At 66.6% G+C, this 14,330-nt stretch carries 16 protein-coding genes and 1 pseudogene; 6 read left to right on the plus strand and 11 right to left on the minus strand.

Annotated elements, in window-relative coordinates:
* Positions 1–5: 5 nt before the first annotated feature.
* Positions 6–1,544 carry a glycerol-3-phosphate dehydrogenase/oxidase gene (locus tag AWB95_RS12430; protein ID WP_085168288.1) on the minus strand — a complete coding sequence of 513 codons (1,539 nt, stop codon included), beginning with the start codon at positions 1,542–1,544 and terminating at the stop codon, positions 6–8.
* Entirely contained in the window at positions 1,544–2,107 is a 564-nt protein-coding gene (locus tag AWB95_RS12435; RefSeq protein ID WP_085168289.1) for a TetR/AcrR family transcriptional regulator, read from the minus strand. The genes AWB95_RS12430 and AWB95_RS12435 overlap by 1 nt, the downstream gene beginning before the upstream one ends.
* 41 nt (positions 2,108–2,148) lie before the next feature.
* On the opposite strand from AWB95_RS12435, the gene AWB95_RS12440 reads away from it, so the two are divergent.
* Positions 2,149–3,729, plus strand: coding sequence for an FAD-binding oxidoreductase (locus tag AWB95_RS12440; RefSeq protein ID WP_062540979.1), 1,581 nt, complete (start codon positions 2,149–2,151; stop codon positions 3,727–3,729).
* On the plus strand, positions 3,726–4,637 hold the full coding sequence (locus AWB95_RS12445; protein ID WP_062540978.1) for a diacylglycerol kinase: 912 nt from the start codon (positions 3,726–3,728) through the stop codon (positions 4,635–4,637). The genes AWB95_RS12440 and AWB95_RS12445 overlap by 4 nt, the downstream gene beginning before the upstream one ends.
* Here AWB95_RS12445 and AWB95_RS12450 read toward each other — a convergent pair.
* Entirely contained in the window at positions 4,618–5,130 is a 513-nt protein-coding gene (locus AWB95_RS12450; protein WP_045378414.1) for a DUF3145 domain-containing protein, read from the minus strand. The genes AWB95_RS12445 and AWB95_RS12450 overlap by 20 nt on opposite strands.
* A 111-nt stretch (positions 5,131–5,241) precedes the next feature.
* Positions 5,242–6,066: a serine hydrolase domain-containing protein gene (locus AWB95_RS12455; RefSeq protein WP_062540977.1), complete on the minus strand. Its 825-nt coding sequence runs from the start codon at positions 6,064–6,066 to the stop codon at positions 5,242–5,244.
* A 111-nt stretch (positions 6,067–6,177) separates the two neighbouring features.
* Here AWB95_RS12455 and AWB95_RS12460 point away from each other — a divergent pair, with 111 nt between their 5' ends.
* Together AWB95_RS12460 and AWB95_RS12465 are read left to right on the plus strand one after the other, a co-directional pair.
* Positions 6,178–7,263 (plus strand): S-(hydroxymethyl)mycothiol dehydrogenase, encoded by a 1,086-nt coding sequence (locus AWB95_RS12460; protein WP_085168290.1) that lies wholly within the window; start codon positions 6,178–6,180, stop codon positions 7,261–7,263.
* The gene (locus AWB95_RS12465) at positions 7,260–7,877 is read left to right on the plus strand and encodes an MBL fold metallo-hydrolase (RefSeq protein WP_062541724.1); all 618 of its coding nucleotides are present in this window, start codon (positions 7,260–7,262) and stop codon (positions 7,875–7,877) included. The genes AWB95_RS12460 and AWB95_RS12465 overlap by 4 nt, the downstream gene beginning before the upstream one ends.
* A 64-nt stretch (positions 7,878–7,941) precedes the next feature.
* On the opposite strand, the pseudogene AWB95_RS12470 reads toward AWB95_RS12465, so the two are convergent.
* From AWB95_RS12470 to AWB95_RS12495, 7 genes and pseudogenes are all read right to left on the minus strand, one after another.
* Positions 7,942–8,244 (minus strand): annotated as a pseudogene (locus AWB95_RS12470) (SHOCT domain-containing protein); the annotation flags it as partial.
* A gap of 19 nt (positions 8,245–8,263) precedes the next feature.
* Complete coding sequence (locus tag AWB95_RS12475; protein WP_420799398.1) at positions 8,264–9,367, minus strand: tyrosine-type recombinase/integrase; 1,104 nt, start codon at positions 9,365–9,367, stop codon at positions 8,264–8,266.
* Entirely contained in the window at positions 9,354–9,485 is a 132-nt protein-coding gene (locus tag AWB95_RS23955) for a hypothetical protein (protein WP_269745779.1), read from the minus strand. The genes AWB95_RS12475 and AWB95_RS23955 overlap by 14 nt, the downstream gene beginning before the upstream one ends.
* Positions 9,486–9,523: 38 nt before the next feature.
* Positions 9,524–9,736 carry a helix-turn-helix transcriptional regulator gene (locus tag AWB95_RS12480; RefSeq protein ID WP_062541721.1) on the minus strand — a complete coding sequence of 71 codons (213 nt, stop codon included), beginning with the start codon at positions 9,734–9,736 and terminating at the stop codon, positions 9,524–9,526.
* A 73-nt stretch (positions 9,737–9,809) separates the two neighbouring features.
* Positions 9,810–11,252 (minus strand): replication initiator, encoded by a 1,443-nt coding sequence (locus tag AWB95_RS12485; protein ID WP_062541720.1) that lies wholly within the window; start codon positions 11,250–11,252, stop codon positions 9,810–9,812.
* Positions 11,252–12,670 (minus strand): FtsK/SpoIIIE domain-containing protein, encoded by a 1,419-nt coding sequence (locus tag AWB95_RS12490; protein ID WP_062541719.1) that lies wholly within the window; start codon positions 12,668–12,670, stop codon positions 11,252–11,254. Before AWB95_RS12490 ends, AWB95_RS12485 begins: the two co-directional genes overlap by 1 nt.
* Positions 12,671–12,841: 171 nt before the next feature.
* Complete coding sequence (locus AWB95_RS12495; RefSeq protein WP_062541726.1) at positions 12,842–13,225, minus strand: hypothetical protein; 384 nt, start codon at positions 13,223–13,225, stop codon at positions 12,842–12,844.
* 282 nt (positions 13,226–13,507) lie between these two features.
* Here AWB95_RS12495 and AWB95_RS12500 point away from each other — a divergent pair, with 282 nt between their 5' ends.
* Positions 13,508–13,843, plus strand: coding sequence for a putative quinol monooxygenase (locus tag AWB95_RS12500; RefSeq protein ID WP_062541718.1), 336 nt, complete (start codon positions 13,508–13,510; stop codon positions 13,841–13,843).
* Positions 13,830–14,318: a helix-turn-helix domain-containing protein gene (locus AWB95_RS12505; protein WP_085168291.1), complete on the plus strand. Its 489-nt coding sequence runs from the start codon at positions 13,830–13,832 to the stop codon at positions 14,316–14,318. The genes AWB95_RS12500 and AWB95_RS12505 overlap by 14 nt, the downstream gene beginning before the upstream one ends.
* The last annotated feature ends 12 nt before the right edge of the window (positions 14,319–14,330 follow it).

Genomic DNA, 14,330 nt, shown 5'->3' on the forward strand with positions numbered 1-14,330 from the left:
TCCGTCTATGGTATGCCGAAGTGTGCCAGGAATTCCTCCGCCACGTCGATCACTCGTTCGCGGTCGGCGGGCACCAGGCCGATGCGGGTTCGGCGGTCGAGGATGTCGCCGACGTCCAGCGCGCCCTCGTGGGTGATGGCGTATTCGAATTCCGCGCGGGTCACGTCGATGCCGTCGCCAACAGGGTCGGTGGGCCGTTCGCACGTGGCGGCGGCGACGACGTTTGCCGCCTCGGCCCCGTAGCGGGCGATCATCGACTCCGGCAGATCGGTGGTCAGCGCGACGGCCGTCCCCGGGTTTGTCAACGCGCCGACCAACGGCAGGTCGTGGGTCCGGCACGCGCCCGCCGCGAGGTAGCGCTGCGCGACCGCGTGATCGACGACGTCTTGGGCCATCCGCCGGTATTCGGTGAGCTTGCCGCCGATCACGCTGACCACGCCGGAGTCCGACTCGACGATCGCGTGGTCGCGCGATACGTCGGCTGTCCGGCCTTCGCCGGTGTCGATCAGGGGCCGCAGACCGGCGTAGGTACCGATGACATCCGAGTCGTCGAGCGTGATCTCCAGGGCGGTGTTGACTGTTTGTAGCAGGAAGTCGACCTCGTCCGAACTCGGTTGCGGCACATCGGGTATCGGGCCGGGCGCGTCTTCGTCGGTCAGGCCGAGGTAGACCCGGCCCAGCTGCTCGGGCATGGCGAAGATGAAGCGATTCAGTTCGCCGGGTATCGGAATGGTCAGCGCCGCAGTGGGATTGCCGAACGTCTCCGCGTCGAAGACCAGATGTGTGCCGCGGCTGGGCCGTAACTTCAACGCCGGGTCGATCTCGCCGGCCCACACCCCGGCGGCGTTGACGACGGCGCGTGCCGACACGTCGAACGATTCGCCGCTGCGCTGGTCCGTGAGCCGTGCCGAGGTGCCCGTCGCCTCCGATGCGGCCACATAGGTCAGGACGCGGGCGCCGCGCTGCGCCGCGGTGCGCGCGACGGCCACCACCAGTCGGGCGTCGTCGATCAGCTGGCCGTCGTAGGCGAGCAGTCCGCCGTCGAGGCCGTCGCGCCGCACCGTCGCGGCCATCTCGATGACGCGCTGCGCCGAGATACGCCGCGACCGCGGCAGTATCGACCCCGGCGTGCCCGCCAGCGTGCGCAACACATCGCCGGCCAGAAACCCGGCGCGCACCAAGGCCCGCTCGGCGCGGCCCATCGACGGCAGTAACGGGACCAGCTGCGGCATCGCACGCACCAGGTGAGGAGCGTTGCGGGTCATCAGGATTCCGCGCTCGACGGCGCTGCGCCGGGCGATGCCGACGTTGCCGGTGGCAAGGTAGCGTAGGCCGCCGTGTACCAGCTTGGAGCTCCACCGGCTGGTGCCGAACGCGAGGTCGTGCTTTTCCACCAGTGCCACCCGTAGACCGCGGGAGGCGGCGTCCAGCGCAACGCCCGCGCCGGTAATACCGCCACCGATGACCAGTAGATCCAGCGGTGCGCCGTCGGCGAGGGCGGTCAACTCCGCGGTGCGTCGCGCCGCGTTCAGGGCAGTCGACATCACGACAGGTATCCGTTCAGCGCGTGGGTGAGCTCGGCGGCCAGCGCCGTGGCGTTCAGGATGGGCTCGACGATCTGGGCGGACTGAATCGCGGACTGGGTGATCAGCAGCACCATCGCGGCCATCCGGCGCGGGTCGCCGGGCCGTACGCTGCCGTCGCGCTGTGCGGCGCGCAGGTTGTCGGCGAGGCCGTCGATCAGCAAGCGTTGGCTGGTCCCGAGCCGCTGGGTGATGTAGACCATCGCCAGCTCTGAGCGCAGCACCGCCATCACCAGCTCGTCACGGCGCAGGCGTTCGGCCACCGCCACCACTCGCTCCACCAGCGCCTCGCGGCCTTCGCCGCGGGCCGGCACGTCGCGCGCCGCGCCAGTGATATGCCTGGTCAGCAGGTCAGCCAGGATCGAGCGAGTGTCGGGCCAGCGGCGGTACACGGTCGGTCGGCTCACGCCGGCCCGCCGCGCAATCTCGGCCAGCGCCACCCGCTCGACGCCGAAATCGCGCACACAGCTCGCGGCGGCGGCCAGGATCCGGTCATCCACCGTGACGTTACTGATTGACAGCATATGTAATACTGTAACGCATGCCTGCCGAGTTGCTGCCACCGATGAAGTGGAACGCCTGGGGCGACCCCGCCGCGGCCAAGCCCCTCTCCGAGGGAATCCGGTCGCTGCTCGAGCAGGTCCTCGGCGTCACCGAAGCACCGGCCCCCGAACTCGACCCCGACCAGGTGCAACCGCGCCCGTCTGCGCTCGCCGACGACGACCGCGACGCGCTGGCCGCGATCACCGGCGCCGACTACTGCCGCGTCGACGGCCACCACCGGTTGCTGCACGCCGGCGGCAAGTCCACACTGGATCTGTTGCGCCGCAAGGATTCTGGCGCGCAGGACGCTCCCGACGCGGTGCTGCTGCCCGGTTCCGAGGACGAGGTCGCCGCAATTCTGCGGTACTGCACACAACACGGCATCACCGTCGTCCCGTTCGGCGGTGGCACCAGCGTGGTCGGCGGGCTCGACCCGATCCGCGGCTCATTCAACGCCGTTGTCTCACTGGATCTGCGCCGCTTCGACAAACTGTTGGCGTTCGACGACGTCTCGGGTGAGGCCGAGTTCGGCGCCGGCGTCACCGGCCCGCAGGCCGAGCGGCTGCTCGCCGAACACGGTTTCTCGCTCGGGCATTTTCCGCAAAGCTTCGAGTTCGCCAGCCTCGGCGGGTTCGCCGCCACCCGGTCGTCGGGTCAGGATTCGGCGGGATACGGCCGGTTCGACGACATGGTTCGCGGCCTGCGCGCGGTCACCCCGGCGGGTGTGTTGGACCTGGGCCGGGCCCCGGCGTCCGCGGCCGGCCCCGATCTGCGTCAACTGCTGATCGGCTCGGAGGGTGTCTTCGGCGTCATCACCCGGGTGCGGGTGCGGGTACACCCGGTGCCCGAGGCCACCCGCTACGAGGCCTGGTCGTTTCCCGACTTCGCCACGGGCACCGCCGCATTGCGTGCCGTCACCCAGACCGGGACCGGCCCGACCGTCATCCGGCTTTCCGACGAGGCCGAGACCGGCGTCAACCTCGCCACCACCGAGTCGATCGGCGAGCAACAAGTCACCGGCGGGTGCCTGGCGATCACCGTGTTCGAGGGCACGGAGGCACATGCCGAGAGCAGGCACGCCGAAACCCGGGCGCTGCTCCAGGCGAACAGCGGCACATCGCTGGGCGAAGCCCCGGCGCGCGCCTGGGAACAGGGCCGATTTTCCGCCCCCTACCTACGAGATTCGCTGCTGGCCGCCGGCGCGCTCTGCGAGACACTCGAAACGGCGACCACATGGTCGAACATCCCGGCGCTCAAGGCGGCGGTCACCGACGCGTTGACTCAAGCCTTGGCCGAATCCGGCACGACCGCCTTGGTGTTGTGTCACATTTCGCATGTGTATGCCACCGGCGCGTCGCTGTACTTCACCGTCGTCGCCGGACAACGCGGCAACCCGATCGAGCAGTGGCGCAAGGCCAAGGCCGCGGCGTCGGATGCGATCATGGCCACCGGCGGAACCATCACCCATCACCACGCGGTCGGCGCCGATCACCGGCCGTGGATGCGCGACGAGGTGGGTGAGCTGGGCGTGCAAGTGTTGCGCGCAGTCAAGTCGACGCTGGATCCCGCCGGAATCCTCAACCCGGGCAAGCTCATTCCGTGAAGCACGGACCCACGCAGGTAACGCTGCTCACCAATCCGAAGTCGGGCCACGGCAACGCGCCGCACGCCGCCGAGCAGGCGATCGCCCGACTGCAGCAGCGTGGTATCGACGTCGTCGAAATCGTGGGCACCGACGCCGAACACGCACGCCGACTGCTGCGCGACGCGGTGGAGCGCGGCACCGACGCGGTGGTGGTCGCCGGCGGCGACGGAGTGATTGCCGATGCGCTGCAAGTATTGGCGTGCACCGGCATTCCGTTGGGAATCATCCCAGCGGGTACGGGTAACGACCACGCCCGCGAATTTCGGCTGCCCACCAAAGATCCCGCCGCGGCCGCGGACGTCGTCGCCGACGGCTGGACGGAAATCGTTGACCTGGGCCGGATTCGAGACCAACGCGGTGCCACGAAATGGTTCGGCACCGTCGCCGCCGCCGGATTCGACTCACTGGTCACCGATCGGGCCAACCGGATGCGCTGGCCGCGCGGGCGGATGCGCTACAACCTGGCGATGCTCGCCGAGCTGTCTCAGTTGCGGCTCTTGCCGTTTCGGCTGGTGCTCGACGGACGCGAAGAGATCGTCACCGACCTCACCCTGGCCGCCTTCGGCAACACCCGCAGCTACGGCGGCGGAATGCGGATCTGTCCCAACGCCGATCACGCCGACGGCAAACTCGACATCACCATGGTGCATTCCGCGTCGCGCCTGCGGCTGATCCGGTTGTTCCCCACCGTGTACAAGGGCACTCATGTCGAGCTCGACGCGGTGACGACGGCGCGCGCATCGACCGTCGACGTGGAGTCGACGGGAATCAACGCCTACGCCGACGGGGAATTCGCGTGCCCGCTGCCGGCCGAGATCTCCGCGGTGTCCGGAGCGCTGAAAATCCTTACCCCACGCCCCGGCTGAGCCAGGACACCTCGGCGCCGTCGCCGCCGTCGCGGTAGATCTCGAGCGCCTCGTCCCACGCGGTGCCCAGCGCCGAATCCAGCTCGGCGGCCAGCGCGTCGGCGCCGTCGGCCATCATGGCCCGCAGCCGCATCTCCCCGACCATGATGTCGCCGTTGGCGCTCATCGTCCCGCTCCACAGTCCCAGCTGCGGGGTGTGGCTGAACCGCTGGCCGTCGACGCCGGGGCTGGGGTCCTCGGTGACCTCGAAGCGCAGCACCGACCAGGACCGCAACGCATTGGCCAACCGGGCGCCGGTGCCGACCGGCCCGACCCAGTTGGTGACCGCGCGCAGCTGCCCGGGCATCGCCGGTTGCGGCGTCCACTTCAGGTTCGCCTTGGCGTTCAGGGTCGACGACAACGCCCACTCGACATGCGGGCACACCGCGGCGGGCGAGGCGTGGATGTAGACCACGCCGGTCGTCGCGTCGGCGAACTGGTTCGACGCACGCATCTGCTGCTCCTTCGGTTCCACGAGGGACGTCTTCCCCAACGACCTGGTGACCCGACGAGCAGTATTTGTGTGTCTTGCGTGTCTATTGTGCCTTGTGAGACCCCTGTTGCGCTAGTGTGCGCGGTGTTCGGATATCACGGTGTCGGATAGCGCGGGCCAGACCGGCAGCGCCCACTCCCCGAAATCGCGGTCGGTGAGCACGACGAGCGCCAGCTCGGCCTCCGGATCAGCCCAGATGAACGTACCCGACTGGCCGAAATGGCCGTAGGTCCGCGACGAGTTTTTGCCCCCCGTCCAGTGCGGGGCCTTGGAGCCCTTGATCTCGAAACCCAGCCCCCAGTCGTTGGGCCGCTGCACGCCGTATCCGGGCAAAACACCGTCCAACCCGGGGAACTGCACGCAGGTCGCCTCGGCGTGCATCGGCGCCGAGACCGTCGTCGGGCGCAGCAGGTCGGCCGCGAATGCCGCCAGGTCGGCCACTGTAGACGTCGCGCCGAAGCCGGCAGCGTCCGCGCCACCGTCCAGCCGGGTGTCGGCCATCCCGAGCGGCTCGAAGACCGCTTCGGTCAGGTACTGGGTGAACTCGATGCCGGAGGCCTGCTCCACCGTCTCGGCCAGCACCGTGAACCCTTGGTTGGAGTACATCCGGCGAGTGCCCGGCTTGGCCAGGATATGGTCGGAATGCATCGCCAGCCCCGACGCGTGGGCGAGCAGGTGGCGGACGGTGGATCCGGGCGGGCCAGCCGGGGTGTCGAGTTCGGCGACCCCTTCCTCGATCGCGACCTGCACGGCCCGCGCGACCAACAGCTTGGTCACCGATGCCAGCACGAACTCGCGCCCGGTGTCGCCGTGGGTGGCCAAAACGCCGGACGGCCCGACGACCGCCGCAGCGGCAAGGGTGACCGGCCAGTCGTCGAGCGCGTCGAGTGCGGCCATCGCGCAGCAGCCTATCGACCCCTGGCCCGTCGTTGATTTTGCGTACACCACGCAAGAGTGCGAGTGGACCGCGTGGTCAGTGCAGAGTCAACGTCACTAGGGTTGTGGCCCATGAGTCAGACAGTGCGCGGTGTGGTTTCACGAAAGAAGGGCGACCCGGTCGAGGTCGTCGACATCGTCATCCCCGACCCCGGCCCAGGCGAGGTGGCCGTCGACGTCATTGCGTGCGGGGTCTGCCACACCGACCTGACCTACCGCGAAGGCGGAATCACCGACGACTACCCGTTTCTGCTCGGCCACGAAGCCGCCGGCACAGTCGAATCCGTCGGTCCGGACGTGACCGCGGTGCAGCCCGGCGACTTCGTGATCCTCAACTGGCGCGCGGTCTGCGGCCAGTGCCGCGCTTGCAAACGCGGCCGCCCGCACCTGTGCTTCGACACCTTCAACGCCGAACAGAAGATGACGCTGACCGACGGCACCGAGCTGACGCCGGCGCTGGGGATCGGGGCGTTCGCGGACAAGACGCTGGTACACCAAGGACAGTGCACGAAGGTCGATCCGGCCGCGGACCCGGCGGTGGCCGGTCTGCTGGGCTGCGGGGTGATGGCCGGCCTGGGCGCGGCGATCAACACCGGCGCCGTCACCCGCGACGACACGGTCGCGGTGATCGGTTGCGGCGGTGTGGGTGACGCCGCGATCGCCGGAGCCGCGCTGGTGGGTGCGCGACGAATCATCGCCGTCGACACCGACGACACCAAGCTGGACTTGGCGCGCACGTTCGGTGCCACCCACACCGTCAACGCCCGCAACCAAGACGTCGTCAAGACAGTCCAGGACCTCACCGACGGGTTCGGCGCCAATGTGGTGATCGATGCCGTCGGCCGGCCGGAAACCTGGAAGCAGGCGTTTTATGCCCGTGATCTCGCGGGAACCGTTGTGCTGGTGGGGGTTCCGACGCCGGACATGCGACTCGAGATGCCGCTACTGGACTTCTTCTCGCACGGCGGGGCGCTGAAGTCGTCGTGGTACGGCGACTGCCTGCCCGAGCGTGATTTCCCCACCCTGATCGACCTGTACCTGCAGGGCCGGTTGCCACTGGAGAAGTTTGTCTCCGAACGCATCGGCCTCGGCGATATCGAGGAGGCGTTTCACAAGATGCACGACGGCAAGGTGCTGCGCTCGGTGGTGATGCTGTGATTGCGCGGGTGGTCACCCACGGCACCTTCGAACTCGACGGCGGCAGTTGGGAAGTCGACAACAACATCTGGATCGTCGGCGACGACTCCGGCGTCGTGGTTTTCGACGCCGCCCACACCGCGGACCCGATCGTCGAGGCTGTCGGCGGGCGCAACGTGGTGGCGGTGGTTTGCACGCACGGCCACAACGACCATGTGACAGTGGCCCCCGAGCTGGGTAAGACGCTCGACGCGCCGGTGCTGCTGCACCCGGGCGACGAGATACTGTGGCGAATGACTCACCCTGACAACGACTTTCGCACTGTCGCCGACGGGGACACCATCAGCGTCGCGGGAACGGAGCTGCGCGCGCTGCACACCCCCGGCCACTCCCCCGGGTCGGTGTGCTGGTATGCCCCCGAGTTGGGCGCGGTATTCAGCGGCGACACGCTGTTCCAGGGCGGACCCGGCGCGACGGGACGATCGTTCTCCGACTTCCCGACCATCCTGCAGTCGATCTCCGGCCGGCTCGGCACGCTGCCCGGCGACACCGTTGTGTACACCGGTCACGGCGACACCACCACCGTCGGCGACGAGATCGTGCACTACGACGAGTGGGTGGCCCGAGGGCACTAACTCGCCCCCCTCGGCGCGAGCGTGCGTGTCGACCGCCGACACGCACGCTGGCGGAAGGCGAGGGCTAACGTCCTTGGAGGATGCGGCGTTTTTCGGCCTGGAACTCCTCTTCGGTCAACGCGCCCGAATCCCTCAACGCCGACAGTGTTTTGAGTTGCTCCAGCTTGATGCCCTCGTCGCCGGCTGCATACGGGTCGGCCGGACTGTACGCCGCAATGGGCTCCGTCTGTCGTTTAGACGATTGGCTGCGCCCCGACCACCACGCCGTCCAGACCAGGCTCAGCAGGGCGATTCCGAACAGCACGACGAATGCCCAGACCAGCCAGCCATACGAACTCTTGTGCCCGAATGCCAGTCGCGGACTGAGCTACCGCCCCTGGCGCTAACTAGCTGCCGATATTGTCTCCGCTTCGTCGTACTCGGGTCCTGAATACCGCAGTGATACCGCAGTGCTCTCCGATCGCTTCGTCTAATGCGTCCGCCACGCCGGCCAAGTCGTCGCTGAGCAAGTGCCCGTAGCGGTCAAGAGTCATGGCCGCTGTCGCGTGTCCTAGGAGCCTCTGCACGACCTTGACATTAGCGCCCGCGCTGATCGCCAACGACGCCGTGGTGTGCCGTAGCCCGTGCGGTACGAGGCCAGCGATCCCGACAGCATTGCAGGCTTTGTCGAATGCTCTGCGGTACTCCTCGATAGGCAGGTGCCCGCCTCGATGGCTTGGAAACACGAGTGCGTTTGGATCGCTCGGCAACTCTGGTTGCAGCCGGTCCCATACCGGCCCTGGGACGGGGACATGGCGGGCACGGTTTGTCTTGGTTGTCGATTCGACAATGCCTCTGCCCGTCACGTAAGTGGCCGATGAGCGGACGAGCAGCTCGCGGTCACCCACGTGCTTACGGCGCAGTGCGGCAGCCTCGCCGAAGCGCAGTCCGCAGTAGCCGAGAACCAAAGTCAGTGTCTCGAAGCGCTCTGTCGCCTTGGCCAGCTGGAGGAGCTCGGGGTGGTTCAAGTATCGGCGCTCCCGTTCAGCCGGCGTTGGCAGATCTTCGGACCGCTTGATCTCCGCCGCCACGTTTCTAGAAATCTTCCCGGTCCGTTGCGCGTACTTAAGCACTGCGCCGACGAGCTGGTGAGCCTGCGTGATGCGACTAGCCGAGAGTGCGGTGCCGCGCTGCGATCCGTCCACAGCTAAACTGCCTAGCCACGTTGAGTATGCCTGGTAGTCAATCTGTTTCAGTGGCACCTCACCCCACTTAGGAAGTACGAGGGTTTCGAGGATGGACCGGTATCCTGCGACAGTCTTGGGTTTTCGATGACCCTTGGTGGCGAACCACTGTTCAGCGACCGATCCAAACGTCTCAGCACTCTTGCGAGGGTCAACGTACGCGCCCCGTTGGATGTCCGCCGTCAGGCCGTCGAGATAAGCCCGAGCGTCCGGTCTCCGCTCGAAGACTCGTGTGTGCTCACTGCTGCTGTCATCAACCCACCGCACACGCCACCGCGACCTTGCCGTAGACAGCGGAGCGTTCCTTGCGAACCTTTCCATCGGAGCCCTTGACCTTCTTGTGCCATCGGTCGTCAATGCCGGCTCGCTGGTGTCTGGTAATCATGGAATAAAGATACCGCATAAATCCGTGGTACGAATCCGTTATTCCACCAATCCCCCGCGCTCGGTCTTGGCAGCTTCTGCCTCTATCCACGCGTCCAGGTCGGCGATGTCGTAAAACGTATGTCGGCCAAGGCGATAGCTGCGCGGCCCCGTGCCCATGTAACGCCAGTACCTCAGCGTCGACTCGGTTAATCCACCCAGGTATTCGGCTGCGGCCTTGGTGCCCAGTCGAACTACTGATGTTGCGGTCATCGCTCTACTTCCTGTTCTCGCTCAATGGGCGTATAGCCGAATCCCGCTTTGACAGAGACGCGCCCGTGCCAATTCATGGACTTGCTCCGCTGTTCTGGCTGGCATCCAAACGAGCCAGGTACCGTTGCTCTCGGGCACGCAGCGCCGCGGTGTGGACTAGCAGCCGTTCGCCGTCGTTGCGGTGGCCGGCGCCGTCAATGCGCCAGTCGCTCAGTTCGCACGGGCTGCTTGACCAGTCCTGCTGGTCGCGCGGATTATCTTGACAGTCTTCGCGTTCCGGTTGGTCGGCGCGTTGGATCCGCCAGCGGTGACGGACGGCGCGTAGCGCGGTCATGGTGACTGAGTAGCGACGCGACTTGGTGGTGATGTGCCCGCGATAGCCCAAGGTATGCAGCCATCCCAGCATCGCTGTGTGTCCCGGTAGTGTCGCCAGCTTGGCGAGGGTGGACAGGATGCGGCGGATATGTGCCGAGATATCCAGGTCCCCAATAGCGGCTGGGCTGATGCGACGGGCGGCGATGCCGAATTCGGCGACCGATTTAGTGGTGTATTTGGCCAGGTATGCAGCGACCCGCCGGGCCAACCCCAGCTTGCCGGTGTCATCGCCTCCGGTGAGGGGCTGGATATCGATCTGGGTGCCGAACCGCAGCATGCGAGCGGACTCCAGAGACGAGATATTAACGGGGCTGCTCACTGGCAGCTGTATTCGGTCGACGGCTTGGCGCACGATCGCTGCCAATTCGGTTGCTGATACAGCGGTATCGGATTTCCCGGTAGTGCTGTCGTCGTCGGTGGGATCGAGCCGGATCAGGGTGTGGTAGTGCACGACGGCGCGACGTTGGTATTCGGCGACTTTGACAAACGACACTCGGACAGCGTCCGGCTCGATGCCGATACGGCGCAGGTGGGCCGCCACTGCCCGGCGCAGCGCAATAGTGAAGCGCCGCCACAGTTCCGGCGCGTGCCAGTTGAATAACACATGCCCGGTGTAGTCATAGCAGTCTGGGCACAGCGGTTGCCCGACCTTTGGGTCGTCGCTGGCGTGGATCATGTTGCATTGCAAGGCTTTCCCATGCGGGCAGTAACTCTTACCGTGGCCGGCTGGGTGGCACACCGTATCGGCGAGTCCTGGTCGGCCGCTGCTCGTGTGCACGGCACCGAAACTGGGTGCGGTTAAGGTCGCGAAGACTTGCGGCCGATCGACGGTAGTTTCGGGCATACCGTGATGACCGCCCTGGGCTCCTGCGTGGACTAGCTGCCAGGTGTCGGCGGCATACAAGTCCGAACACGATGGGCAGATCGCCGCACGGCGGTTGCCGCAGCGGATCATCACTGCTACTCGCCGACCGCGGTCGGGGTCATAGGCGCTGGACTGAACGGGGTTGGCACAAAACCCCACCGACGCGCAGCGCTGCCACCACGAGTCATAGCCGAGTGAGGATGCACGGCGGATCGCCTGATCGATGGCCGGCGAGCCCGGTGCCACCCAGTCGGACAGCGAAGTCGAGGCAAGCATTACCGGCACCTTTGGTTGTTGCCGCGACGAGCCGGTGGTGCGAAATTCGCTGCCAACCAAGCGATATCGTTGTCAGTGACATGAAAGGCCCGTACCCGTTGGACGGCGGTGTTGCCTTCGGTGAGCACGTAGCCCACGCCGGGTGTGGCGTCGGGGATCTCTTCACAGCGCGCCCCCTGCTGATGGGCCGCGGTGGACAGGATCATCGCGGTTTGCGTCGCTTCGGTCATGCGTAGCCCAACCCGGACAGGGAACAGCTGGCGCAGCGCGACCACGTCTTTGGAGGGGTCTTGCACGGCGGCGATGACGCTGACCCCGACCGCGCGGCCTTGAGCCAGCCACAACCCCACCAGCCGCTCAACTTCGGCGCGTTGTTTACGGTCGGCGAAAGCCGTCAAGGTGGCGAGCTCGTCGACCAAAAGCACGATATGGGGTTCGGTGCGACTGGGCCGATGACAGCGGGTGGTGCCGCGCAAGCGTTGGGCGCGAGCCAGCATGGTGGCCGTCGTGTCGCGCAGCACTTCCAGAATCGAGTCGCTATCGTAGGCAAATCGGTCGAATAGGGCTGCGCCGGCGGCGAATTCCATGCCGCCCTTGGGGTCCAGGCAGCGCACCGCGATCAGCCCCGCCTTGATGCCCGGCGCCAGCCCGGCCACCAGCGACCACAACACCGAGCCTTTGCCGGCTCCGGTGGCACCACCAACCAAGATGTGGCGGCCGGCCACCGGCAGCAGCCATGGGTTGCCCTGTTCGGCGACGCCCGCGGGCACATTCGCCAACCGCACTACCGGACTGTCGGGGCACGGACGCGCCAGCGGGATGGCGGCGGCCAGGGCGTCGTGGTGGCGCACGCGGAGCACGATGTCGCGGCCCCGCCCCGTGGCCACCGGCCCGGGTTGGATCGTCACATGGTGGGCGCCGAACGCTGCGGCTAGGCCATCGACTTGCGTCTGCCAGGTTTTCACGGATTGCCCGACTAGAAGCCGCACTACCAAGGTGTCGACCGCCGTGCCGATGCGGACTGAGGACAAGTCTGGCACCAGCGGGTCGGTGTCCGGTTTGCCGCGCTGAGAGATGGTGAGGCAGTGGCGTTCGCAGATCGTGCGCCAGCGCCGCCGATACACCAGATAGGCGCGCCGATAATCGGCGACAGGCTTGCCGACCAACCGCTCATACGAGTCCGGCCAGCCCAGCCGCCACGCCCACGCGCCCGCCGCGCACACCACGGTCAGCACGCACGCCACGCGCAGGCCGGCCAAGACACCGGTAACCGCGAAGACGGTTAGCACGGCCGCGATGTCGGGCCAGCGCAGCGCGAAGCGGAACATGCCGATGCTGGTGAACGTCGCCAGCTTCACCAGCACTTCGCCGACCCAATCCTCGTCGGCTGCCGTTTTGCTCTTACTGTTAGAAGACATCACGATCTCCGCGAGAGCTACTGGTGCCGTGGTGATTTGGTGGTCCGGTCATCACTTATCCTTCCAATGCTGTGAAAAGAGTTGGCTGGCAGATGGTTAGGTTGAGCCGGTGCACCGCACCACTCCAAGGTGGCTAGTTGTGGTGGTGCGGCCACCTGCTACGCGCTGGCGCTAAGCCGCGGGCTTACTCGGATTGCTCGGCGCGCCTGAGGCTGTAGTAGCCTTCGGCGCCGCGACAACTCCGGGCAGCGGGGCGCCGGTTGCCCGGATCGCCTCGGCACGAAACGCGACACCCGAGCGTCCCGACTGGCTCCACGGCAATGCCACCAGTCCATCGACCTGGACCGGTTGGCCCACAGTGATTTTCGGGTCACCAGCCACGGTGACCGCGATGACTTCACCGCCCGAGCTGTCCAAGGCCATCAGCTGGGCCAGCCATAGCGGCAAACCGGTAGCATGGTCGATCTTGGGTTGGCCCGTATCGAAGGCGGTCCGGGGTTCCGGCGCGCGTGTGCACACAAAAGTGGTGCCGCTGGTATCAATTCGCAATTTCATGGTGGTGTGTCCTGTCTTCTCGGTGATGCGGCAACGGTGTCGTTGGACGCACCACCAGTTGAGCCGGACAACCCTGCCGTCGAAAACGACAGACTCAAACACACAGCGCGGCTGTGCAAAACTGTGCGCCGCCGCGGGTATCTCGCCCGCAGTCGGACCCACTGCGACGACCGTGCCCGCGCTCTCGCTCAACAAGCCGGCCACGTAGCCAGGGAGGGTATGCGGCAAACGAAGCACGCAAGAAGGCACCGGCCCGTCCGAGCCGCGCCACACTGGGATGAGATGTTCGCACTGCTAGTCAGGTTCAGGGTTCTCGCTGGTCACGAGGATGCGTTCGACGCTCTGGTCGCTGAAACACTGGCCGGTATTACTGCCAATGAACCCGGCACGCTCGTTTATGTCAGCCACGCCCAGGCCGACGAGCCCAACCTTCGGGTGTTCTACGAGTGCTACAAAGATCACGATGCGTTCAGTGCGCACGAAGCCACACCGCACACCCGCCGGTTCCTCGCCCACCGCACCCAGTACTTGGCCAGCCCGCCCGAGGTGTGGACCCTTACCCCCATCGTTGGTGCGATCGACGGGACGCCCCTTCGAGGCGACGGTGCCCCGCGCTGACCTAACACCCGGCGATCTCGTTCGCAGCTACCGAGAAGGAAAGACCTGGTCACGCGACCGCTTGGCCCGTGAGATGCACAGATCTGTCAGCTGGGTCGCCCAAATCGAGCGCGGCGAGCTACCGCTGACCGATGTCACCATCCTTGGACGGCTCGCGGCGCTGCTTGGCGCTCCGCTGCAGGAGTTCATCGAGGCCGCGCTTGGCCCCGATACCGAGACTGCCCGCAACCGGCCCTATGTGGAGCAACTTCGTCTGGCAATTGCTGGGCATCCCGCACCCGAAAGCATCACCGCGCCGGTCCCTGATGGCCCACCCTGCGATCTGGAATCACTGCGACAGCGCACCCTCCACATTTGGAAAGGCATCCACGCCAGCTCCTACCGCGAAATGGGCCCAGCCGTTGCCGCGCGGCCAAGTCCGGAGGCGTGGTGTAAGAGTTCGCTCGATCGCGTGACCCTTCGGCTGGCAGTTTAGGCGGTCAGGGCT

Source organism: Mycobacterium celatum (assembly GCF_002101595.1).
Taxonomy (GTDB): Bacteria; Actinomycetota; Actinomycetes; order Mycobacteriales; family Mycobacteriaceae; genus Mycobacterium; species Mycobacterium celatum.